We start from the raw sequence: 21774 nt of genomic DNA on the forward strand, positions 1-21774 counted from the left end.
ATCGGTCGGTCTTATTCGGCGGGCTGAAGGGTGCCCTTGGCGGCGCGGCGGCGCTCCGGGGCGCCGACGCGGAAGCGGCGGTCGGACAGGCTGACCAGCCCGCCCAGCATCATCCCCAGCGAGCCGATCCAGATCCACGGCACCAGCGGGTGATGGTACAGCCGCACGGTCCAGGCCGTGCCGTTCTGCGTCGGGTCGCCCAGCGCCACATAGACGTCGGACAGCCAGGTGGTGTGGATCGCCGCCTCGGTCGTCGTCATGCGGGTGACCGGGTAGCTGCGGCGCTGCGGCGTCAGGGTGGCGATGTGGTTGCCGCCGCGGGTGACGGTGAAGACGCCCTGTTCGGCGCTGTAGTTCGGGCCCTGCACCGTGCCGACGCGGTCGAAATGCACGGAATAGGCGCCGACCGTGGCAGTGTCGCCCGGCTTCATCGCCTTGATCGTCTCGCTCTGCCACGCCGAGGTGCCGGTCATGCCGGCGATGGCGATGCCCATGCAGGCGTGGGCGATGGTCATGCCCCAGGCGCTGCGCGGCAGGTTGACCGCGCGGTTCCAGCTGTCCTTCACCGGGATGCGGAACAGGCGGATGCGCTCCGCGAACTCGGCGATCGAGCCGAAGAAGGCCCAGGCGGCGAGCGCGATGCCGACCAGCGCCAGCAGCGGGCCGCCGCCGTTGGTGACGTAGGCGGCGATGGCGACGCAGGCCACGGTCGCCACGCCCGCCGTCCACAGCCGGGTCAGGGCGCCCAGCAGATCGGCGCGCTTCCAGGCCAGGAAGGGGCCGACCACCATGGCGATCACCATCGGGATGGCGACGGGGATGAAGGTGGCGTTGAAGAAGGGCGGGCCGACCGACACCTTGCCGAGGTCGAGCACGTCGAGGAACAGCGGGTAGAGCGTGCCGATGAAGACCGTCGCCGTCGCGGTGGACAGCAGCAGGTTGTTCAGCACCAGCGAGCCCTCGCGGCTGACCGGGGCGAACAGGCCGCCGGTCTTCAGGCTGGGCGCCCGCACGGAGTAGAGCAGCAGCGAGCCGCCGGTGGCGATGGCCAGCAGGACCAGGATGAAGACGCCGCGCGCCGGGTCCACCGCGAAGGCGTGGACCGAGGTCAGGATGCCCGACCGCACCAGGAAGGTGCCCATCAGCGACAGCGAGAAGGTGATGATCGCCAGCAGGATGGTCCAGGTCTTCAGCGCGTCGCGCTTCTCCACCACGATGGCGGAGTGCAGCAGCGCGGTGCCGGCCAGCCAGGGCATGAAGGAGGCGTTCTCGACCGGGTCCCAGTACCACCAGCCGCCCCAGCCCAGCTCGTAATAGGCCCACCAGGAGCCGAGCGCGATGCCGGCGGTCAGGGTCGACCAGGCGGCCAGCGTCCAGGGACGCACCCAGCGCGCCCAGGCCGGGTCGACGCGCCCTTCGATCAGGGCGGCGACCGCGAAGGAGAAGGCGACGGAGAAGCCGACATAGCCCGCGTAGAGGAAGGGCGGGTGGAAGGCGAGTCCGGGGTCCTGGAGCAACGGGTTCAGGTCGTTGCCGTCGAGCGGCGCCGGAACCACGCGCAGGAAGGGGTTCGACGTGATCAGGATGAACAGCAGGAAGCCGACGCCGATCATGCCCTGGACGGAGATGACGCGGGCCTTCAGCGAGGGCGGCAGGTTGCGCCCGAAGATGCCGACCGCCGCGCCGAACACCGTCAGCATGACGATCCACAGCATCATCGAGCCTTCGTGGTTCCCCCACACGCCCGACACCTTGTAGAGCATCGGCTTCATCGAGTGGCTGTTGGCGACCACGTTCGACACGCTGAAGTCCGACACCACATGCGCCCAGGTCAGGGCGCCGTAGGCGACCAGGACCAGCAGCATCTGGGCGATGGCGGCGGGGCGGGCGATGCCCATCCAGGCGGCGTTGCCGGTGGCGGCGCCGACCAGGGGGACGCCGGACTGCACCAGCGCCACGAACAGCGCCAGCACCAGCGCGTAATGGCCGAGTTCGGGAATCACGGGCCCGATGCTCCCTTGAAGAACGGAATGAGGAGGAGTGGGGAAGCCGCCAGCGTCACGAGCTGGGCTTCTGCTCCTTCGAGTTCGCCTTGAAGTGCTCCGCCTCCTTCAGGGCGGCGGCGACCTCCGGCGGCATGTAGTTCTCGTCGTGCTTGGCCAGCACCTCGCGCGCCTGGAAGACGCCGTTGATCATGCGGCCTTCCGTGATGACGCCCTGGCCCTCGCGGAACAGGTCGGGAAGCTGGCCGCGGTAGCTGACCGCGACGGTGTGCACCGTGTCGGTGACGCGGAACCGCGTCGTCACCCCGTCGGGCATCTTGCTGACGCTGCCTTCCTCGACCAGACCGCCCAGGCGGAAGTTGCGGTCGCCGATGTCCTGGGTCTGCAACTGCGTGGGGCTGAAGAAGAAGACGATGTTGTCCTCGAACGCGGTCAGCGTCAGGGCGGTGGCCGCGCCAAGGCCCAGCAGGGCGAGGCCCAGCATGTAGAGGCGCCGTTTCTTGCGGGTCATCCTTCACCAACCTCCGCCGCGGGCGACGCCGCGGCTCCGTTGCGCGCCCGGCGCCGCCGCGGCGGGCGGCTGCCTTCCAGCGCCTTCAGGGTCGTCTCGGCGCCGCGCAGCGCCTTCAGCGTGGCGACCAGCAGGCCGACCATCACCAGCGCCGCCAGCGCGTAGGACGACCAGACATACGCGGCGTAGCCGCCCATCGCGAAAAACTCTGCCATCCTTGCCTCCGGCCCCGCCTGTTCCCGTGCCTCAGCCCTGCGCCTCGGTCAGGCGCATCGTCTGGATCTTGCGTTGCACGATCTCCGCCCGCAGGCGCAGCAGGACCACCGTGATGAAGTAGGCGGTGAAGCCCAGCGCCATGACCAGCAGCGGGACCAGCATGGACCCGTCGATGGTCGGTCCGCCCATGCGGATGACGCTGGCCGGCTGGTGCAGGGTGTTCCACCAGTCCACCGAGAATTTGATGATCGGCACGTTCACGATGCCGACGAGAAGCAGCACGTTGCCCGCCCGCGTCCCGCGCTGCGGGTCGTCGAAGGCGTTCACCAGCGCCATGTAGCCGAGATAGAGGAAGAACAGGATCAGCACGCTGGTCAGCCGCGCGTCCCACACCCACCACGTCCCCCACATCGGCGCGCCCCACAGCGAACCGGTGACGAGGCAGATGAAGGTGAAGCCGGCGCCGACCGGGGCGGCGGCCTTGGCGAACAGGTCGGCCAGCGGGTGCTTCCACACCAGCCCGCAGGCGGCGGCGATGGCCATGTTGACGTAGACGAACAGGCTCATCCAGGCGGCGGGCACGTGGATGTACATGATCCGCACGGTGTCGCCCTGCTGATAGTCGCGGGGCGAGCCGATCAGCGCGATGTAGAGCCCGACGATCAGCAGGATCACGGTCGCCCCCGCCGTCCAGGGCAGGATCGCCGCCGACAGGCGCTGGAAGCGGGCAGGATTTGCAAATCGATGCATAGGACCTATGGGCCTCTGGTCGTGCTGCGGACGATATAAGCTCAGTGATGCCCCAGCGCGAGGGGTTTCGCCTTGATCTTGGTCAGGAAACATGGCCGCACACCGTGGTGTTTTCAGGACGGTGCGGCGGCCTGTCGCACTGACGGTACGACGGGTTGACGCGGCCTTTCCATGCTACGTTGGTGCAGGGCGGGTGAAAAAGTCCGGCCGGTCCGGATAAGAGGGCGAAACCGCGCTCAGTGCCGGTGCGCGTGGTGGGCGTCCGGAAAGTGGGCGTGCCGGTGCCGCAGGCGCCCGTGGCGATGCCGGTGGCTGTGCGGTTCGGTCACCGGGCCATCTTGCGGGCCGTCGTGATGGTGCCGGTGATGCGCGTCATGGACATGCGGGTGGTCGTGCTCCATCTCGTCATGGTCGTGCTCGTGGTCATGGTCCTCCGTCAGGTGCAGCCAGACGCCGACCCCCATCAGGACCGCCGCCGCCGCCAGCCCGAGCGTCACGGGCTCCCCGAAGATCGCCAGGGAGGCGATGCCGCCGACGAAGGGGGCCGTCGAGAAATAGGCCCCGGTGCGGGCGGCGCCGATGTGGCGCAGGGCGACCACGAACAGCACGAGGCTGACGCCGTAGCCGAGCAGACCGACCAGCATCGCCGCCGCGGCGGTCGGCGCGGCGGGCAGGGCGTCGCCGAGCGCCAGGGCGATCCCGACATTGGCGGTGCCGGCCACCAGCCCCTTGATCGTGGCGATGTCCGCCGGGTCAGCCAGGGACACCTTGCGGGTCAGGTTGTTGTCCACCGCCCACATCAGGCAGGCGGCGGCGACCGCGGCCGGTCCCCAGCCGCCGTTTCCCCAGCCGCCGTTTCCCCAGCCGCCGGCGAGACTCACCGGTCCGCCCCAGGACAGCACGACCGCTCCCGCCACGATGGCGGCCATCCCGGCGACGAGCCGCCGGTCGACGCCCTCGCGGAAGACGAACCAGGCCAGCAGGGCGGTGAACACCCCTTCCAGATTGAGCAGAAGCGAGGCCGTCGATGCCGGCGTCGCCGTCAGGCCGAACATCAGCAGAACCGGCCCGGCGACTCCCCCGGCAGCGACGGCGGCCATCAGCCACAGCCATTCAGCGCCGCGGAGGCCGCGTTCGCCGCGCTGGCGTGACCCTGTCAGCAGACGGACCAGCCCCAGCCCGATGCCGGAGCCGAGATACAGCAGGCCCGCCAGCATCCAAGGAGACAGGTCATGGACCAGCAGCTTCGCCAGCGGCGTGCTGAGGCCGAAAAGGACCGCGGCCAGGATGGCGGTCGTCGCGCCGGTTCGGGGCATGAGCGCCTCGCACGCCTGTTGAGTGGGGGAACCCTTGCCCCCACCCTAACCCGCCCCTGCTTTCGCAGGGGAGGGGATGAAGGCTACCCCCGCGCCCGCAAATAGGGGGTCATGCGCCACTCCGCGTAGCGGATCAGGCGCGAGGCGATGAAGTTCAGCAGAAGATAGATGCTGCCCGCCACGATGAACACCTCGAACACCGCGAAGCTCTGCGCGATGATCTTGCGGGCGATGCCGGTGATCTCCAGCAGCGTGATGGTGCTGGCGAGCGAGCTGGCCTTCACCATCAAAATCACCTCGTTGCCGTAGGCCGGCAGCATCTGGCGGATCGCCACCGGCATCACGATTCGCCGGAACAGCAGCGTGCGCGACATGCCGCAGGCCCGCGCCGCCTCGATCTGGCCCTGCGGCACCGACAGGATGGCGCCGCGCAGGATCTCGCTGGTGTAGGCGCCGGTGTTCAGCGTCAGCGCCAGGATCGCGCACCAGAAGGGCTCGCGCAGGTAGATCCAGAGGAAGCTGCTGCGCACCAGCTCGAACTGGCCCATGCCGTAATAGATCAGGAAGATCTGCACGAGCAGCGGCGTGCCGCGGAAGACGAAGACATAGCCGGCCATCAGCCGCTCGGTGACGCGGTTGCCGTACAGCCGCAGCAGAGCCACCGCGAAGGCCACGCCCGCGCCGAACAGCAGCGCCAGCCCGACCAGCTGCAGGGTCACCGGAACGCCGCGCAGGAGGGTGGGCACGCTGTCCCACATCAGTTCCCAGTTCATGGGTCAGGCCCTCCGCACGCCGCGATTGGCGTAGCGCTCCGCCCGCTCGAACGCCACCGTGGAGACGGTGGTGAGCAGGAGGTAGAGCACCGCTGCGGTGGTGTAGAACAGGAACGGCTGGCGGGTCGACCCCGCCGCCACATGCGACACGCGCATGATCTCGGCCAGCGCCGTCACGGAGATCAGCGCCGTGTCCTTCAGGGTGAGCTGCCAGACGTTGCCCAGCCCCGGCAGGGCGTAGCGCAGGGTCTGCGGCACCAGGATGCGGCGCAGGATCAGCCAGCGCGACATGCCGCAGGCGCGCGCCGCCTCGATCTGGCCGTGGGGCACCGCCTGGACGGCGCCGCGGATCACCTCCGTCGAATAGGCGCCGGAGATCAACCCGACCGCCAGAACGCCGATGGAGAAGGCGTTCAGCTCGATGTAGCCCTCGTAGCCGAAGACCCGGCCGACGGCCATGACCGCGCCGCTGCCGCCGAAGAACAGCAGGTAGATGACCAGCAGTTCGGGGACGCCGCGGACGACGGTGGTGTAGACCTCCGCCACGCCGGTGAGGGCGAGGTTGCGGCTGAGCTTCGCCGACGCGCCGAGCGAGCCGAAGACGAGGCCGAGGACGAAGGCCGACACCGACACGGCGACCGTCATCGCGGCCCCGCCGAGAAGCTGGCCGCCCCACCCGTTCGGGCCGAAGGAGAGAAGTTCGAACATGGATTCCCGGCGTGAGCCTCCGCGGGGGCGCCTCGCGGAAAACCGCCGCCCCGCGGAGGGAAGGCGGCCTTACTTGATCGAGATGTCGTAGCCGAAGTGCTGGGTGCTCAGCTTCGTGATGGTGCCGTCCTGGTTGGCCTCGGCGATGGCCTTGTTGAACAGCTCCTTCAGGTCGCTGTCGGCCTTGCGCAGGCCGACGCCCACGCCCTTGCCCAGCACGCCGCGCGCGAAGGCCGGGCCGAACAGGGTCATGCCGTTGCCGGCGTCCGCCTTGAGGATGGCGTCCACCGCGGACCGGTCGCCGAAGATGGCGTCGACGCGGCCGGCGGCCATGTCGATGCCGGCGTTGTCCAGCTTGTCGTAGGTGCGGACCGCCACCTGCGGCAGAAGCTTCTCCATGAAGTTCGCCTGGATGGTCGAGGTCTGCACGCCGACCGTCTTGCCCTTCAGCGCGTCGGCCAGGGCGGCGATGGCGGCCTTCGGGTCATCCTTGGACAGGTCGTAGCGCTCGCCGGGGAAGGTCGCCTTGGCGAGCGGCGACGTCTTCATGGTGCCGAACATCGACGGCTCGGTGCCGTAGGGGCCGGCGAAGGCGATGACCTTCTCACGCTCGTCGGTGATCGACATCGCCGCCATGATGGCGTCGTACTTGCCCTGCTGGATGGCCGGGATCATGCCGTCCCAATCCTGGGCGACGATCTCGCACTCGGCCTTCATCTTCTTGCAGAGTTCCATGGCGAGGTCCGGCTCGAAGCCGACCAGCTTGCCCGACGGGTCGGTCGCGTTCCACGGGGCGTAGGCGCCCTCGGTGGCGATGCGGATCTTCTTCCAGTCCTTGGCTTCGGCGGCGGTGCCGGCGACCGCCACAATGGCGCCGAGCGCCAGGGCCGCAACGATCTTCTTCACGGGAAAACCTCCTCTGTTCTGATGCCCTTATGGATGGCTCTTATGCTCGGGCAGGCTCTGAGGTTTACGGTTTTACAGCGCCAGTCAAGGGAATTGAGCGGGCCGTTCTCGCGCGACCGATTCAGCCGCCGCCGGACAGGTGGCGCGACAGGAACTGTCGCACGCGGTCCGATTCCGGATTGACCAGAACCCGGTCGGGCGGCCCCCGCTCCTCGATCCGTCCCTGGTGGAGGAACACCACCTCCGACGCGACCTCGCGGGCGAAGCCCATCTCGTGCGTCACCAGAATCATGGTGTTGCCCTCCTCGGCGAGCTGGCGGATGACCAGCAGCACCTCGCCGACCAGCTCGGGGTCGAGCGCGGAGGTCGGCTCGTCGAACAGCATCACCTTGGGCTGCATGGCCAGCGCGCGGGCGATGGCGGCGCGCTGCTGCTGCCCGCCGGACAGCTGCACCGGGTAGGACTCGGCCTTGGCCAGGATGCCCACCTTGTCGAGAAGCTTGCGGGCGCGGTCCACCGCCTCCGCCTTCGGGACGCCCAGCACATGGACCGGCGCCTCGATGACGTTCTCCAGGATGGTCATGTGGGTCCAGAGGTTGAAGCTCTGGAACACCATGCCCAGCCGGGTGCGGATGCGGTCCACCTGCCGGGAATCGGCGGGGACGGTCTGGCCGCCGCGCGCCTTCTTCAGGCCGATGGCCTCGCCGCCGATGACGATCCGCCCCTCGTCCGGCACCTCCAGCATGTTGATGCAGCGCAGGAGCGTGCTCTTGCCGGAGCCGGAGGAGCCGATCAGCGTGATGACGTCGCCCTCGCGCGCGGTCAGGGAGACGCCCTTCAGCACCTCCAGCGGACCGAAGCGCTTGTGGACATTCTCGACGAGGACGGCTTCGGGGGCGTGGGGATTCGTGGGCGGGTGTCGGTGCATGCGGGGCTTGTCGGCGGAGAGCGGGGCGGGGAGCGGACTGGTCCGCCCAACCCTGGACGGTGCCGCTAGGCTAGACCGCCGGACAAACTCCCGCAACGCGGATTTTGCGGGCTCCGGGGCAACCGCGCGGCGGGGCAAGCCGGCGGGTTTTTCACCACAGCAGCAGCACCAGAAGCTGCGGCGCCAGGATGCGCAGGCACATGGCCAGCGGGTAGACGGTGGCGTAGGCCAGCGCCGGCGCCTCCGACGCGACCACCGCGTTGGCGTAGGCGAGGCCCGGCGGGTTGGTCTGCGCCCCGGCCAGCACGCCGCAGATGCTGAGGAAGTTCAGCTTCATCACGCCGCGCGCCAGCAGCCCGGTCAGCAGCAGCGGGACCAGCGTGACCAGGACGCCCCAGGCCATCCAGGGCAGCCCGGCGCCGCTCGCCATCGTCTCGACGAAGCGGTCGCCCGAGGCGATGCCGAGCACGGCGAGGAACAGGACGATGCCGATCTCGCGCAAGGCGAGGTTGGCGGCGGGCGGCATGAACCAGACCAGCGGCCCGATGTGGCCGATGCGCGCCAGCACGATGGCGACGATCAGCGGCCCGCCGGCCATGCCCAGCCGCAAGGGCGCCGGCATGCCCGGCAGGAACAGCGGGATGGCGCCGAGCAGCGCCCCCAGCGTGATGCCGACGAAGACCGGGATCATCTCCACCGTCTGCAGCCGCCGTTCGGAGTTGCCGATGATGCAGGCGGCCGCCTTGAGGTCGTCGGGCTTGCCGATCACCGTCAGGATGTCGCCGAACTGCAGCTTCAGCGCGGCGTTGGGCACCAGCTCCACGCCGGCGCGGTTGACGCGGCTGACCACCACGTCGCAGGCCCCCTTCAGGTTCAGCGCGGCGATGGACTTGCCCAGCACCGGGTTGGCGGTGACGACGATGCGCTCCCACCGCAGGTCGCTGCCCTTGGTGGTCAGCCGGACGTCGGCCTCCCGCCCCATCAGCAGGCGGACCTGCTCCAGCCGCGGGCGCGGGCCGACCACGTGCAGCACGTCGCCCTCCTCCAGCCGCGTGTCCTCGCCGGGCACGCGGAGCTGGCCGCCGCGCAGCAGCCGCGACGCGCAGACCCCCAGGCTCGCCAGCATGGTCAGGTCGCCCAGCCGCACCCCGCGCAGGGCCGGGTTGGTGACGGCGATGTCCATGGTGTCGAGCGCCGCCACCTCGGCGCGCCGGGCGGCCTCGAAGGCCCTGGCCTCCTCCTGCGGGTCGATGCGGAAGACGATCCGCACCACCGCCATGGCCAGCAGGTTGCCGGCGATGCCGAAGGGGTAGGTGACGGCGAAGGCCAGCCCCGGCAGGGCCATCACCGCGGCGTCGGCCCCGACCTCCTTCAGCACCTGCTGCGAGGCGGCCAGCGCCGGGGCGTTGGTCACCCCGCCCGCGAAGACGCCGAGGCCGGAGCCCAGCGGCACGAGGTCGAACAGCACCAGGATCGCGGTCAGCAGGATGCTCGACCCGACCATCAGCAGCGCCAGCCCGTTCAGCGCCAGCCCGGACTTCTTCAGCGCGGCGAAGAAGCCGGGGCCGACCTGGATGCCGATGGTGTAGACGAACAGGATCAGGCCGAAATCGCGGATGAACTCCATCATCTCGGCGTTCAGCGTCACCCCGGCCTGCTTGGCGAAATGGCCGACCGCGATGCCCGCGAACAGCACGCCGCCGATGCCCAGCCCCACGTCGCGCAGCCGTATGTGGCCGAGCGCCAGCCCGAGGGCCGAGGTGATGCCCAGCATGAACACCACGCGCGCGATCGGCGGCATGGCCAGGAAGAGGTCGATGAGCGCGTGCATGGCCGCGTCTCCCCACGCGAGGACAGACCGCCCTGCTACCAGAGGAATAGGACGATCAACTGCGGTGCAAGGATACGCAGAAACATAACCATAGGGTAAACAGTGGCATAGGCGAGGGCGGGAGCCTCCGATGCGCTCATTGCGTTTGCAAAGGCGAGCGCGGGCGGGTCCGTCATGCTGCCGGACAGTAAGCCGCAGATCGTCAGGTAATTCTGCCGGGCGAAGACCCGCGCGACGAAGCCGACGGTCAGCAGCGGGATCAGCGTCACCAGCACGCCGCAGCCGATCCACAGCAGCCCGTCGCCGTGCACCAGCGTCTCGACGAAGCGGTCGCCGGACATCAGCCCGACCACCGCCAGGAACAGGACGATGCCGATCTCGCGCAGCGCCATGTTGGCGGCGGGCGGCATGAACCAGACCAGCGGCCCGATGTGGCCGATGCGCGCCAGCAGGATCGCCGCCACCAGCGGCCCGCCGGCCAGCCCCAGCTTCAGCGGCGCCGGCATGCCCGGAATGTAGAAGGGGATGGAGCCGAGCAGCACGCCGAGCAGGATGCCGAGGAAGACCGGCACGAACTCCACCTGCTGGAGCCGCCGCGCCGAGTTGCCCATCAGCGCCGCCACCCGCTGGAGGTCCGACGGCTTGCCGATGGCGGTCAGGATGTCGCCGAACTGGAGGTGCAGCGCCGGGCTCGGCACCAGCTCCACGCCGGCGCGGTTGACCCGGCTGACCACCACGTCGTAGGCGTCGGCGAGGTCGAGCTGGCCGATGGCCTTGCCCAGCACATGCTCGTTGGTGACGACCAGCCGGTCCCAGCGCATGGCGGTGCCCTTGGTGGTCAGGGTGACCTCCGCCGCCTCGCCGAGCAGCCGCTTCGTCGCCTCCAGCTTGATCCGCGGCCCGACCAGATGCACGACGTCGCCGGCGCGCAGGCAGGTGTCGGGGTGCGGCACCTGGAGCCGCCCCTCGCGCAGCAGGCGGGAGATCATCACCCCCTGGTCGCCGAACAGCGCCATGTCGCGCAGCGGCAGCCCCATGGCCGACCGGTTGCGCACGGCGACGTCCAGCGTCTCCAGCGTTTCCACCTGGGCGCGGCGCTTGCGTTCGAAGGCCTCGGCCTCCGCCGCCGGGTCGATGCGGAAGACGACGCGGATCAGCCCCATGGTGATGAGGATGCCGACGATGCCGAAGGGGTAGGCGACGGCGTAGCCGAGGCTCGGCGTGTTGATCTCCGCCGCCGAGGCCCCGACCTCGCGCAGCATCTCCTGCGCCGCACCCAGCGACGGCGTGTTGGTGACGGCGCCGGAGAAGATGCCCAGCACCGCCGGCAGCGGCACCCCGCCGATCTCGTGGATCGCCACCGCCACCAGCACCCCCAGCCCGACCAGCGCGGCGGCCAGCAGGTTCAGCGTCAGGCCCGATTTCTTCAGGGCGGCGAAGAAGCCGGGGCCGACCTGCACGCCGATGGTGTAGACGAACAGGATCAGCCCGAACTCCCGCATGAAATGCAGGACGTGATGGTCGAAGGTCAGGCCCAGCGCCTTGGCGACATGCCCGGCGGCGATGCCGGCGAACAGCACCCCGCCGATGCCCAGCCCCACGCCGCGCAGCTTGATCTGTCCCAGCGCCAGCCCCGACGCCGCCACCACGCTGAGCATCAGCATGATGCGGGCGATGTCGGGAAGGCCGTTGAACAGATCGATCAGCAGGGTCATGGCGGGCACCCGGTCCGGTTGAGCATTGAGGGGGCGAAGGCGCCTATGAATGCCCGCTCCGTTCCGTCCGGGCAATGCCCTGGAATGGAAAGGGACATTCCACGGATCAAAATTTCGCCACTTTCTGGCCCTAAACCGGAGGAAGCCTTACGGCATGAAGTGGCTGGCCGGACCCGTGAACCCCTGCGGCCCGGCCCCTAAGCGACGATCAGGGCTCCGGTTTTTCCGGCGCTCCCAGCCAGGCCCCGGCTGGATCGGCGGCCATCGCAAGAACCCCCTTGCGATGGCCGTTTCTTTTTGGGCCGTTTCCGTTTGGCCCGACCTTTTGTGAGGCCGTTTCTTTTTGGCACCCGGACGGGCTGTGCTATAGCTCCCCCCGCTTCGTCCACCGCAAGAGCCCGCCCGCCGCCATGCCCGTTTTCGCCGGTTCCGCGCTGACCTGCCTCCGTGGCGACCGGCTGGTCTTCACCGGGCTGGACTTCCGGATCGCGCCGGGCGAGGCGCTGTTCCTGCTCGGCCCCAACGGCAGCGGCAAGTCCAGCCTGCTGCGCGTGATGGCCGGGCTGCTCAAGCCGATCCGCGGCCAGCTGTCCTGGGACGGCGTGCCGGTGACCGACGACCCCGACGCCCACCGCGGCCGCATTCATTACGTCGGCCATCTCGACGCGGTGAAGCCGGTGCTGAGCGCGGTGGAAAACCTGTCCTTCTGGGCCACGCTGGGCGGCGCCGCCGACCCGCGGGGCAACGCGCTGAAGGCGCTGGAGCGGCTGGGCGTGCCGCACATCGCCAACGTGCCGGGGCGCTACCTGTCGGCGGGGCAGAAGCGGCGCCTGAACCTCGCCCGCATCATGGCCGCCCCCGCCGCCCTGTGGCTGCTCGACGAGCCGACCGTGGCGCTCGACCGCGCGGCCATCGCCCTGTTCGAAGGGATCATCGCGGAGCACCGGGCCGGCGGCGGCATGGTCGCCGTCTCCACCCATGTGGACATCGCCATGCCCGGCGCCGGCGAATTGCACCTCGACGAGTTCACCCCCGTCCCCCACGACGAGGACGACGGGGGCGAGGGCGACGACGTTTTGGAAGAGGAGGACGCGGTATGACCCGCTTCCTGCGCCTGATCGGGCGCGACCTGCGGCTGGCGCTGCGCCAGGGGTCGGACGCCAGCATCGCCGTGATGTTCTTCGTGCTGTGCGTCGTGCTGTTCCCCTTCGGCGTCGGGCCGGAGCCGAACATCCTCGCCCGCATCGCCGCCGGGGTGATCTGGGTGGCGGCCCTGCTCGCCTCGCTGCTGTCGCTGGAGCGGCTGTTCCAGAACGACTACGAGGACGGCTCGCTGGAGCTGCTGTCGCTGTCCACCCTGCCGATGGAGGCGGTGGTGCTGGCCAAGACGCTGGCCCACTGGCTGGTGACCGGCCTGCCGCTGATCGCCGCTGCCCCGCTGCTGGCCCTGCTGCTGAACATGGACGCGGAGGGATTCGGGGTTCTGGTGCTGACCCTGCTGGTCGGCACGCCGATCCTCAGCCTGATCGGCAGCATCGGGGCGGCCCTGACGCTGGGCGCCCGGCGCGGCGGCGTTCTGCTGTCGCTGCTGATCCTGCCGCTCTACATCCCCGTGCTGATCTTCGGCGCCGGGGCCATCGACGCCGCGCTGAACGGCCTGACCCCGCGCCCGCACCTGCTGCTTCTGGGCGGCCTTCTGGCCGGCGCCCTGCCGCTGGCCCCCTGGGCCGGCGCCGCCGCGCTGCGCCAGGCGGTGGAGTAGGGCCGGCCTTCCTTCCCCCCTCGCCGAATTCAGGCGGGGAGGCGGACGGTGCAGAGCTTGTCCGGGCTTTCCTTGGCGATGGCCTTGTGGCCCGCGATGGCGGTGTTGATCGCGTCGGGGGTCAGGCGGTGCGGGCCGGGCGCCAGCACCACGGCGACGCCGCTGGCCGACAGCAGCGGGAAGCGCCGCACCGCCCCGTAGCGGTCCTTGCCCTCGAAGCAGCCGGCCTCCCGCGCCTCCGCGTCGTAGAGGCTCTCCGCGTCGGAGCGGAACTGCGCGACGAGGTCCGCCACGCGGGCCAGCGCCTCCCCGTCCGCGGCGCCGCTGAGGGCGACGAAGAAGTCGTCGCCGCCGATGTGGCCGGCGAAGCCGCCGTTGCCCGACGCCCAGGCCTTCAGCCGTTCGCTGAACATCAGGATGGCGCGGTCGCCCTGGCGGAAACCGAAACGGTCGTTGAAGGGCTTGAAGTTGTCGAAGTCGAGATAGGTCAGGACATGGCCGCGGTCCTGCTCCTGCAGGGCGCGCTCAATGTGGCGCACGATGGCGGCGTTTCCGGGCAGGCGGGTCAGCGGGTTCTGGTCGGCGGCCATGGCGAGGTTGCGCTCGTGCACCAGCCGGATCAGCGCGCCGCTGGACAGGAAGCCGGCATACTCGCCGCCTTCGATGATGATGATGCCATCGCTGGCCTCCTCCGCCGAGAAGGCCTCGATCACCTGGTCGAGCGGCGTGGAGATGTCGCAGACCGGGCTTTTCACCACCAGATCCAGCAGCGTGTCGCCCAGCCCCTTGTTGCGCAGCAGCTCGCTGCCGAAGCGGGAATAGACGAAACGCTTCAGGTCGCGTTCGCGGATCAGCCCCAGCGGGCGCTGCTGGCGGTCGACGATGGGGGCGATGGACGGGCTGTTGTCGCCGCGGAAATACTCCAGAAGCTCGGTCTTGGGGGAGGTGACGGCCAGCGGCGGCTGCCGCTCGATCACCTCGGACAGGCGCAGGCGGGCCTCGTTCGGCTTGCGGCGGTCCTGGCGGTTCAGCTCCTCGACGATGCCGTAGAGCTCGGGCACGGCGGTCAGCTCCAGGCTCGGCCGGGCGATCAGATAGCCCTGGGCGAAGTCGCAGCCGAGATCGCGGCAGGTGTAGAATTCCTTCTCCGTCTCCACCCCCTCGGCGATGATGAGGATGCCGAGCGCGTGGGCGTAACCGACCAGCGCGTGGGCGATGGCCCGTTTGCGCGTGTCCTGGTCGATGCCGTCGATGAAGTAGCGGTCGATCTTCAGATAGTCGGGCTTGGATTCGTAGAGCAGCCGCAGCCCGGCGAAGCCGACGCCGAAATCGTCCAGCGCCACCCCGATGCCCGACTGCCGGTAGCGGTCGATGGCCTGTTCGATGCTGTGGTCGGGGCGCAGCTCGCGGCGTTCCGAAATCTCCAGGCTGACGGTCAGGCGCGGGTCGGCCGCGCCGCCGTCCAACGCAAAGGGGGGCAGCCAGGGCGAGCCGGCGACCCCGACCACCCGCGCGTCGATGTTCAGGAACAGCTTGGCGCCCGGCCAGTTGTCCAGCTTGCGGAAGGCGGCGGCCGCCTTGGTGTGCAGAGCGCATTCGACCTCGGCCAGCAGGCCCTGCATGCAGGCGGCGTCCAGCAGGTCGTTGGGGGTGGCGAAAGGGCTGCGCTCCAGGCCGCGCAGCAGCGCCTCCATCCCGTGGCAGCGCCCGGTGCGCATCTGCACGATGGGCTGGAAGGCGACCGACAGGCCGGCCAGCAATTCGGTCCACTGCGCCGGCAAGGGGGCCTTGCGGGCGCTCCCCATCGGGGCGCCGCGGCGATCGTCCCACTCTTCTGCTGACACCGAGGCCATGGCTTCGTCCACCGCCGGCTGTCCATGTTCGTCACGGGCTACCCCATCTTGTAGCGGATCATCTTTTCGATTTCGTGACAAAGGCCGGGCGTGCCGGCGGCGGGCGATCCAAAATGCCCTTCGCACCGCGGCCCCGCTTTGCGCTATAGGGGTGCGCTTCAACGCAGACGATGATGGATCGGGGGGCGGCGGGGCATGAAGGTCGGCATCGACATGGGGGTGGCCATGACGGCTGGCGCGACGGGGGCGTCGGCGATGCTGGATCTCGAGGAGCTGCTGGCGACCCGCCTGCTGGTGCAGGGCAACTCCGGCTCCGGCAAGTCGCACCTGCTGCGCCGCCTGATCGAGCAGAGCGCGCGCTGGGTGCAGCAGGCGGTGATCGACCCCGAGGGCGACTTCGTGACCCTGGCCGAGCGCTTCGGCCACATCGTGGTGAACGCCGACGAGCACAGCGAGGCCGCCCTGCAGAGCGTTGCCGCCCGCGTGCGCCAGCACCGCGTCTCCGTCGTGCTGAACCTGGAGGGGCTGGACGCGGACATGCAGATGCGCCACGCCGCGGCCTTTCTGGGCGGGCTGTTCGACGCCGACCGCGATCACTGGTACCCCATGCTGGTGGTGGTGGACGAGGCGCAGCTCTTCGCCCCGTCGGCCGCCGGCGAGGTGTCGGACGAGGCGCGCAAGGTCTCGCTGGGCGCCATGACCAACCTGATGTGCCGCGGCCGCAAGCGCGGGCTGGCCGGGGTGATCGCGACGCAGCGCCTCGCCAAGCTCGCCAAGAACGTGGCGGCGGAGGCCTCCAACTTCCTGATGGGCCGCACCTTCCTCGACATCGACATGGCCCGCGCCGCCGACCTGCTGGGCATGGAGCGCCGCACGGCGGAGATGTTCCGCGACCTGGAGCGCGGGCATTTCATCGCGCTCGGCCCGGCCATCTCGCGCCGCCCGCTGCCGCTGCGCATCGGCGCGGTGGAGACGCAGGGGCGGGCGGGCAGCCCGAAGCTGATGCCGCTGCCCGACACCCCGCTGGAGGACGCGCGGGAGCTGATCTTCAAGCCGGGCGAGCCGGAGCCGCCGCGTCTGCCGGTGCGCCGCCCCTCGACCAGCGCCAGCGCCGACCTGCTGGCCCAGCTTGCACGCCCGCGCCCCTTGCCGGTGGAGCCGGAGGGCGAGGACGCGGCCCCCGCGCTGCCCATGGAGGAGCCGGAAACACCGGAGCAGGCGGCGGAGCGCAAAGCCGCCTACGAGGCGATCCTGCGCGCGGTGTTGGCCGATCCGGAGGCGCCCTACCGCTCCATCGCCGTGCTCTATCAGGACTTCCTGGTGCGCTGCCGGACCCAGGGGGTGCGGGGCGAGCTCCTGGAACTGCCGGCCTTCCGGCGCAAGCTGGCGGCGGCCCGCGCCGGGGCGGGGGACGGCACCGAGGAGAATCCCGCCTGGGAAAAGGCAACCCAGGTGGCGGCCACCCTGCCGGAGGACATCCAGGTCGTCTTCCTGCTGCTGGCCCGCGCGGCGCTGGACCATCTGCCCTGCCCGTCGGACGCCGAGGTGGCGCGCGCCTGTGGCAGCCGGTCGCGCGGGCGGGCGCGGCGCCTGCTGACCTACATGGAGCAGCGCGGCTTCGTCGCCACGCGCAGCGGATTGGGCAACACGCGCAGCATCGCCCTGCCGGCGCTGGGCTGGGAGACGGCGCTGGGCGACCCGAACGCCGATGACGGATCAGAAGGGCCGGAGGATGGCGGGTTGTTCGCCACCGCCTGATTCCTCTTTACTCGTCGTCGGGCTCGATCCCGGCGGCCAGGGCGTGGGCCAGACGCCCGGCGGCGGCGACTGCGGCCATGGCCTCCTGCGCCTTGGCAGTGATGCGCGCGGTGCCCTCGGGAGCCGGTTGGTAAAATGACGGGTCGGGCAGGCGCTCGGCGAAATCCCAGGCGCCGGTGGCGGGGTCCCAGACCTCGAACACGTCGGGGTTGGGGCGGCGGGCGACCCAGGCACGGGCGGCGTTGCCCTCGGCGCGGAAACGCACCCCGAAGAAGCGGCTGGCCGCCATGGCCCCGATGGCCGCGGTCAGATCGGCGTCGGCGTCCGGGAAGCGCTGCGTCAGAGCGGCGCGCAGGGCTTCCGCCAGCGCGCGGCGGTCGTCATGATGGGGGAGGCCGTCGGGATCGGTTCTCATGGCCCGCGATGGTAGAGGGACGGCACGCCTCCGCAAGCGGGCGCGATGTCGCAAGCCCCCCGAACGTTCCCGGAGTCGTCATGGTCAGCCTGTCCGAAGCCTATGCCATCGCCATCGGCCACCACCGGGCCGGACGGATGGGCGAGGCCGCCGGGGTCTACCGGGCGATCCTCGACGCCGACCCGCGGCAGGCCGACGCGCTGCATCTGCTGGGTGTCCTGGCGGGCCAGACCGGGCGGAGCGAGGAGGCGCTGTCGCTGATCGCCCAGGCCATCGCGCTGGACCCGGAGGCGGCGGATTATCACGACAATCTGGGCAGCCTGCGCCGCACCGCCGGGGACGCGGCGCGGGCGGCCGCGCAGCACGCGCGCGCCCTGGCGCTGGAGCCGGCGCGGGCCAAGGCCGCCTTCAACCGCGGGCTGGCGCTCGGCGATCTCGGCCGGGTGAGGGAGGCGCTGGGATGCTTCCGCGCCGCCCTGCTTATCGATCCCGGCTATGGGCCGGCGGCGCTGGCGGCGGGGCGGCTGCTGGGGGGCGGCGCGGAACCGCATGCGGCGGGCCGTTGGCTGGCCCACGCCCTGTCTCTGGCGCCGGACAGCGCCGACGGCTGGGCGGCCATCGGGCGTGCACGGCTGGCGGCGGGGGAGGCCGATGGGGCGGTGGCGGGCTACGACCGGGCGGCGCGGCTGCGTCCGGACGACGGGGCGGCGCTGAGCAACCTCGCCATGGCGACCTTGCAGGCGAGCGGCGCCCTGCCGGAATTTCCCCGCGCCGACCACCCGGAGGCGAGTTGGGCCGAACCGCTCGCCCGCGCGCTCGACCTGTTCCTGGCGGCGCTGGAGCGCGGGGCTGGGGAGGTGGCGGAGGCTGCGCTGTTCCGCACCGCCGTGCTGACCATCCACCGTGGCATGCTGGACGACGCGCGGCTGGAGCGGATCGCCGAGTGGGCGCGGGACCGGCTGCGGCGCGCGCCGGGAGACGGTGCAGCGGCGGCCTGCATCGCCCACGGCCTCTACCGGCGGGGGCGGCTGGTGACCGCCTCGCGGCTCACCCGGCGCTGTCTGCGCGGCTGGTCGGAGGAGGCGATTCGTGCCGACCCGCAGGCGGCGAAATGGCGGCAGGTCGACGCGCGCCCGGTCTTCCTCGACGCGCTCGCCGGGTATCGGCCGCGCATCGCCGGGGCGGGGGAGCGGTCGATGCCGGTTCCGCCCGCGGCGGGTGGTGGCGCGATCCTGCTGGTCAGCGTCGATTCCGGCTATTGGCGGCGCTTCGGCGGCTGGTTCCTCTCCCATGCGCTGAAGGACCCGGCGGGCGACCGCGTGCATGTCCACATCGTCAACCCCGGTGCGGAGGACCGCGCCGATCTGGACCGCCGCTGCGCCGCCCGGCCGGGGCGGCTGTCCTGGTCGCTGGAGCGCATCGACCTGTCCGCCCACGCGCCGGGGGCGGAGACCACCTATTACGCCTGCGCGCGCTTCTTCGTGGCCCTGGACCTGCTGGACCGGACGGAGGCGCCGGTCTTCATCACCGACATCGACGCCCGTTGCACGGCGCCGCTTCCACCCGATCTGCGCAGCGGGGCAGACTGGGACCTGACGATCATGCGCGACCGCCGCGCCCGTGGGCCGTTCGACGACCTCATCGTCAGCTTCCTCGGCGTCGCGCCGACCGCGGCGGGGCGGGCGTTCCTCGGGCTCGTCGGCGCCTACATCGGCTGGTTCTTCGACCGGGGCGAGGCGGCCTGGACGCTCGACCAGGCGGCGCCCTACGCCGTCCTTCACGACTGGACGCGGCGCGGGCGGGCACCGCGGCTGCGGGAGTACGAGTTCCTGCGCCTGCCCTGGTTCGATTTTCCGGTGAAGGGGGAGGGATAAGGGGGGCTACGACGCCTGGACGCTGTTGTCCTTGCGCCGCGACAGCTGCAACTGGCCGTCCAGGCACTTCACGTAGGTGGTCTTGCCGGCCTTCAAATTGTCGCAGACGGTGACCAGAGCGCGCGGGATCGCCGCGAACTCCTTCGAGCCGCGCGACTGCGTGTTGTAGGCGGCGAGGTGCTGGCGCAGCCCCTCCTTCGACACCGGTTTTCCGTCGTTCCCGATCATGCTCGTCCCCGCGCGCGTGGTTTCTGGTCGCCGAAGCTACGCGGGGACGGTTCCGGACTCAACGTTCGCCATGTCAACCTTTGGCATCATCCGCCGGCTGATCCGCCGGTTTTCCGCCGTCGCCGGTCCAGTCGTCGGTGATGTAGCGCTGCGCGTCGCTGATTTTTTCCACCTCGTCGCGGCTCGGCGGCTTGGGCACGCGTGACTGGCCGTTCTCGTGGTCCTGGTCCATGGGTCCTCCATCGCTTTGCCAGTGATGTGGACGGACGGGCGGGGTCGGCAAGCCCGTTCCGGACCGGGGTACGGCCTTCGCGTTTGGTCGCAGGGGACCGCTATGACCGCCGCCCGCTTGACAGGCGAACCCGCGCCGCCGGATCATCCGGCCGTTAACCGCTAAGAATTCCAAAGAGAATTCGCCCCATCCGGGGTCGTTCCGGGATCACGCAGGGAGTATGGGAACCATGAACACGCTCGCGCGCCGTCTGGCCGGTGCCGCCCTTCTGTCCGCCGGTCTTTCCTTCGGCCTCGCGGCCACGCCGGTCCTGGCCGACACGCCGAAGGACACGCTGGTCATGGCCTGGCAGTTCGACGACATCGTGACGCTCGATCCCGGCGAGATCTTCGAGCTGTCGGGGGCCGAATACGGCGCCCAGGTCTATGACCGGCTGATCCGCTTCGACGTCAACGACGTCAGCAAGATTTACGGGCAGGTGGCGGAAAGCTGGACCGTTTCCGACGACGGCAAGACCTTCACCTTCACCATCCGCGACGGCATCACGTTCCACTCCGGCAACCCGCTGACGGCGGAGGACGTGGCCTACTCGCTCCAGCGAGCCGTGAAGATGAACAAGGGGCCGGCCTTCATCCTGACCCAGTTCGGCCTGACGCCGGAGAACGTCGATCAGAAGGTCCGCGCCACCAACCCGCGCACCCTGGTCTTCGAGACGGACAAGACCTACGCCCCGACCTTCGTGCTCTATTGCCTGACCGCCGACGTCTCCGGCGTGGTAGATGCCAAGCTGGTCAAGAGCAAAGAGGTCAACGGCGACTTCGGCGCCGCCTTCCTGAAGACCAACTCCGCCGGGTCCGGCCCCTTCGTGCTGCGCCAGTGGAAGGCCAGCGAGCTTCTGTCGCTGGAGGCCAACGCCAAGTACTGGGGCGGTGCGCCGGCGGTGAAGCGCGTGCTGATCCGCCACATCGCGGAACCGGCGACCCAGCGCCTGCTGCTGGAGAAGGGCGACGTCGACGTGGCCCGCAACCTGAAGCCGGAGCAGTTCGAACCGCTGCGCGGCAACGACAAGATCCGCATCGTTCAGGCGCCCAAGGGCACGCTCTATTATTTCGGCCTGAACCAGAAGAACGAGGTGCTGGCCAAGCCCGACGTGCGCAAGGCCTTCAAGTACGCCGTGGATTACGACGGCATGGCGAAGACCATCATGAACGGTCTCGGCACCGTCCATCAGGCCTTCCTGCCCAAGGGCTTCCTCGGCGCGCTGGAGGAGAACCCGTACACGTACGATCCGGCCAAGGCGAAGGAACTGCTCAAGCAGGCGGGCTATCCGGACGGCATCACGGTGACCATGGACGTCCGCAACACCTCGCCCAGCATGGACATGGCCCAGGCCATTCAGGGCAGCGCGGCGGCGGCGGGCATCAAGATCAACCTGCTGCCGGCGGACGGCAAGCAGGTGGTCACCAAGTACCGCGCCCGCAACCACGAGGCGCTGCTCTACCAGTGGGGCGCCGACTACCAGGATCCGAACACCAACGCCGACACCTTCGCCGCCAACCCGGACAACGCCGACGACGCGAAGGCCAAGCCGCTGTCCTGGCGCAACGCCTGGGACATTCCTGAACTGACGAAGAAGACCGCCGCCGCGGTCGAGGAGCGCGACACCGCCAAGCGCGCCGCCATGTACCAGGAGCTTCAGCGCGAGGTGCTGGAGACCTCGCCCTTCGTCATCATGTTCCAGCAGACCGAGGTGATCGCGGAGCGCAGCAACGTCGAGGGGCTGGTCTGGGGGCCGAGCTTCGACAGCAACTACTACTGGAAGGTCAGCAAGAAGTAAGGTGCGTTGCTCAGCCCCTCTCCCGACCCGGGAGAGGGTGCCCGCAAAGCGGGCGGGTGAGGGTCGTGCGGGGATCGATGCGCTGATCCTCGGCGGTACCCTCACCCTTCCCGTGCTTTGCACGGGTCCCTTCCCTCTCCCGGGGCGGGAGAGGGACT

General features: G+C 70.1%; 20 protein-coding genes. 5 read left to right on the top strand and 15 right to left on the bottom strand.

The window, feature by feature from the left end; translation table 11 throughout:
• Positions 1-11: 11 nt before the first annotated feature.
• The 11 genes from FBZ83_RS13065 to FBZ83_RS13115 all read right to left on the bottom strand — a co-directional run bounded on the left by FBZ83_RS13065 (position 12) and on the right by FBZ83_RS13115 (position 11657).
• Positions 12-2003 (bottom strand): heme lyase CcmF/NrfE family subunit, encoded by a 1992-nt coding sequence (locus tag FBZ83_RS13065; protein WP_145683394.1) that lies wholly within the window; start codon positions 2001-2003, stop codon positions 12-14.
• A 55-nt stretch (positions 2004-2058) separates the two neighbouring features.
• Positions 2059-2514 (bottom strand): cytochrome c maturation protein CcmE, encoded by a 456-nt coding sequence (gene ccmE / locus FBZ83_RS13070; RefSeq protein WP_035669742.1) that lies wholly within the window; start codon positions 2512-2514, stop codon positions 2059-2061.
• Complete coding sequence (ccmD, locus tag FBZ83_RS13075; RefSeq protein ID WP_035669739.1) at positions 2511-2729, bottom strand: heme exporter protein CcmD; 219 nt, start codon at positions 2727-2729, stop codon at positions 2511-2513. The genes ccmE and ccmD overlap by 4 nt, the downstream gene beginning before the upstream one ends.
• Positions 2730-2760: 31 nt before the next feature.
• Entirely contained in the window at positions 2761-3480 is a 720-nt protein-coding gene (locus FBZ83_RS13080) for a heme ABC transporter permease (RefSeq protein ID WP_137103663.1), read from the bottom strand.
• A gap of 236 nt (positions 3481-3716) precedes the next feature.
• Positions 3717-4796, bottom strand: coding sequence for a DMT family transporter (locus tag FBZ83_RS13085; RefSeq protein WP_145683401.1), 1080 nt, complete (start codon positions 4794-4796; stop codon positions 3717-3719).
• An 83-nt stretch (positions 4797-4879) separates the two neighbouring features.
• Complete coding sequence (locus FBZ83_RS13090) at positions 4880-5569, bottom strand: ABC transporter permease (RefSeq protein ID WP_145683407.1); 690 nt, start codon at positions 5567-5569, stop codon at positions 4880-4882.
• A 3-nt stretch (positions 5570-5572) separates the two neighbouring features.
• Positions 5573-6277 (bottom strand): ABC transporter permease, encoded by a 705-nt coding sequence (locus tag FBZ83_RS13095; RefSeq protein WP_014238679.1) that lies wholly within the window; start codon positions 6275-6277, stop codon positions 5573-5575.
• Between the two features lie 69 nt (positions 6278-6346).
• Complete coding sequence (locus tag FBZ83_RS13100) at positions 6347-7183, bottom strand: transporter substrate-binding domain-containing protein (RefSeq protein WP_145683415.1); 837 nt, start codon at positions 7181-7183, stop codon at positions 6347-6349.
• Positions 7184-7304: 121 nt separating this feature from the next.
• Complete coding sequence (locus FBZ83_RS13105) at positions 7305-8111, bottom strand: ABC transporter ATP-binding protein (protein ID WP_145622999.1); 807 nt, start codon at positions 8109-8111, stop codon at positions 7305-7307.
• 151 nt (positions 8112-8262) lie between these two features.
• Complete coding sequence (locus tag FBZ83_RS13110; RefSeq protein WP_145683422.1) at positions 8263-9942, bottom strand: putative transporter; 1680 nt, start codon at positions 9940-9942, stop codon at positions 8263-8265.
• A gap of 35 nt (positions 9943-9977) precedes the next feature.
• Entirely contained in the window at positions 9978-11657 is a 1680-nt protein-coding gene (locus FBZ83_RS13115) for a putative transporter (RefSeq protein WP_145683430.1), read from the bottom strand.
• A 410-nt stretch (positions 11658-12067) separates the two neighbouring features.
• On the opposite strand from FBZ83_RS13115, the gene ccmA reads away from it, so the two are divergent.
• Together ccmA and ccmB are read left to right on the top strand one after the other, a co-directional pair.
• Positions 12068-12757: a heme ABC exporter ATP-binding protein CcmA gene (gene ccmA, locus FBZ83_RS13120; protein ID WP_145683438.1), complete on the top strand. Its 690-nt coding sequence runs from the start codon at positions 12068-12070 to the stop codon at positions 12755-12757.
• Complete coding sequence (gene ccmB / locus FBZ83_RS13125) at positions 12754-13419, top strand: heme exporter protein CcmB (protein WP_145683445.1); 666 nt, start codon at positions 12754-12756, stop codon at positions 13417-13419. Before ccmA ends, ccmB begins: the two co-directional genes overlap by 4 nt.
• Before the next feature lie 29 nt (positions 13420-13448).
• On the opposite strand, the gene FBZ83_RS13130 is transcribed toward ccmB, so the two are convergent.
• The gene (locus FBZ83_RS13130; protein ID WP_247888282.1) at positions 13449-15284 is read right to left on the bottom strand and encodes a GGDEF domain-containing protein; all 1836 of its coding nucleotides are present in this window, start codon (positions 15282-15284) and stop codon (positions 13449-13451) included.
• Positions 15285-15467: 183 nt separating this feature from the next.
• On the opposite strand from FBZ83_RS13130, the gene FBZ83_RS13135 reads away from it, so the two are divergent.
• Positions 15468-17030 (top strand): ATP-binding protein, encoded by a 1563-nt coding sequence (locus FBZ83_RS13135; RefSeq protein WP_145683454.1) that lies wholly within the window; start codon positions 15468-15470, stop codon positions 17028-17030.
• 7 nt (positions 17031-17037) lie between these two features.
• Here the strand turns inward: FBZ83_RS13135 and FBZ83_RS31430 are convergent, their stop codons facing one another.
• Entirely contained in the window at positions 17038-17445 is a 408-nt protein-coding gene (locus tag FBZ83_RS31430; protein ID WP_186466059.1) for a hypothetical protein, read from the bottom strand.
• 80 nt (positions 17446-17525) lie between these two features.
• Between FBZ83_RS31430 and FBZ83_RS13140 the strand changes: the two genes are divergently transcribed.
• The gene (locus FBZ83_RS13140; protein WP_186466060.1) at positions 17526-19319 is read left to right on the top strand and encodes a tetratricopeptide repeat protein; all 1794 of its coding nucleotides are present in this window, start codon (positions 17526-17528) and stop codon (positions 19317-19319) included.
• Between the two features lie 6 nt (positions 19320-19325).
• On the opposite strand, the gene FBZ83_RS13145 is transcribed toward FBZ83_RS13140, so the two are convergent.
• Positions 19326-19547: a hypothetical protein gene (locus tag FBZ83_RS13145; protein ID WP_145683459.1), complete on the bottom strand. Its 222-nt coding sequence runs from the start codon at positions 19545-19547 to the stop codon at positions 19326-19328.
• A 73-nt stretch (positions 19548-19620) separates the two neighbouring features.
• Positions 19621-19779, bottom strand: a complete 159-nt coding sequence (locus tag FBZ83_RS31435) for a hypothetical protein (protein WP_162801236.1) — start codon at positions 19777-19779, stop codon at positions 19621-19623.
• A 229-nt stretch (positions 19780-20008) separates the two neighbouring features.
• Between FBZ83_RS31435 and FBZ83_RS13150 the strand changes: the two genes are divergently transcribed.
• A complete protein-coding gene (locus FBZ83_RS13150) occupies positions 20009-21616 on the top strand; it encodes an ABC transporter substrate-binding protein (RefSeq protein ID WP_145683461.1) in 1608 nt (535 codons plus the stop codon).
• Positions 21617-21774: the final 158 nt, after the last annotated feature.

This window comes from Azospirillum brasilense (assembly GCF_007827815.1).
Classification (GTDB): domain Bacteria; phylum Pseudomonadota; class Alphaproteobacteria; order Azospirillales; family Azospirillaceae; genus Azospirillum; species Azospirillum brasilense_C.

Bases quoted from the DNA above. Each gene is read 5' to 3' on its own strand.
- ccmE (WP_035669742.1), bottom strand. From the start codon at position 2,514: ATGACCCGCAAGAAACGGCGCCTCTACATGCTGGGCCTCGCCCTGCTG.
- ccmD (WP_035669739.1), bottom strand. From the start codon at position 2,729: ATGGCAGAGTTTTTCGCGATGGGCGGCTACGCCGCGTATGTCTGGTCG.
- FBZ83_RS13080 (WP_137103663.1), bottom strand. From the start codon at position 3,480: ATGCATCGATTTGCAAATCCTGCCCGCTTCCAGCGCCTGTCGGCGGCG.
- FBZ83_RS13085 (WP_145683401.1), bottom strand. From the start codon at position 4,796: ATGCCCCGAACCGGCGCGACGACCGCCATCCTGGCCGCGGTCCTTTTC.
- FBZ83_RS13090 (WP_145683407.1), bottom strand. From the start codon at position 5,569: ATGAACTGGGAACTGATGTGGGACAGCGTGCCCACCCTCCTGCGCGGC.
- FBZ83_RS13095 (WP_014238679.1), bottom strand. From the start codon at position 6,277: ATGTTCGAACTTCTCTCCTTCGGCCCGAACGGGTGGGGCGGCCAGCTT.
- FBZ83_RS13105 (WP_145622999.1), bottom strand. From the start codon at position 8,111: ATGCACCGACACCCGCCCACGAATCCCCACGCCCCCGAAGCCGTCCTC.
- FBZ83_RS13110 (WP_145683422.1), bottom strand. From the start codon at position 9,942: ATGCACGCGCTCATCGACCTCTTCCTGGCCATGCCGCCGATCGCGCGC.
- FBZ83_RS13115 (WP_145683430.1), bottom strand. From the start codon at position 11,657: ATGACCCTGCTGATCGATCTGTTCAACGGCCTTCCCGACATCGCCCGC.
- ccmA (WP_145683438.1), top strand. From the start codon at position 12,068: ATGCCCGTTTTCGCCGGTTCCGCGCTGACCTGCCTCCGTGGCGACCGG.
- ccmB (WP_145683445.1), top strand. From the start codon at position 12,754: ATGACCCGCTTCCTGCGCCTGATCGGGCGCGACCTGCGGCTGGCGCTG.
- FBZ83_RS13135 (WP_145683454.1), top strand. From the start codon at position 15,468: ATGAAGGTCGGCATCGACATGGGGGTGGCCATGACGGCTGGCGCGACG.
- FBZ83_RS31430 (WP_186466059.1), bottom strand. From the start codon at position 17,445: ATGAGAACCGATCCCGACGGCCTCCCCCATCATGACGACCGCCGCGCG.
- FBZ83_RS13140 (WP_186466060.1), top strand. From the start codon at position 17,526: ATGGTCAGCCTGTCCGAAGCCTATGCCATCGCCATCGGCCACCACCGG.
- FBZ83_RS13145 (WP_145683459.1), bottom strand. From the start codon at position 19,547: ATGATCGGGAACGACGGAAAACCGGTGTCGAAGGAGGGGCTGCGCCAG.
- FBZ83_RS31435 (WP_162801236.1), bottom strand. From the start codon at position 19,779: ATGGACCAGGACCACGAGAACGGCCAGTCACGCGTGCCCAAGCCGCCG.
- FBZ83_RS13150 (WP_145683461.1), top strand. From the start codon at position 20,009: ATGAACACGCTCGCGCGCCGTCTGGCCGGTGCCGCCCTTCTGTCCGCC.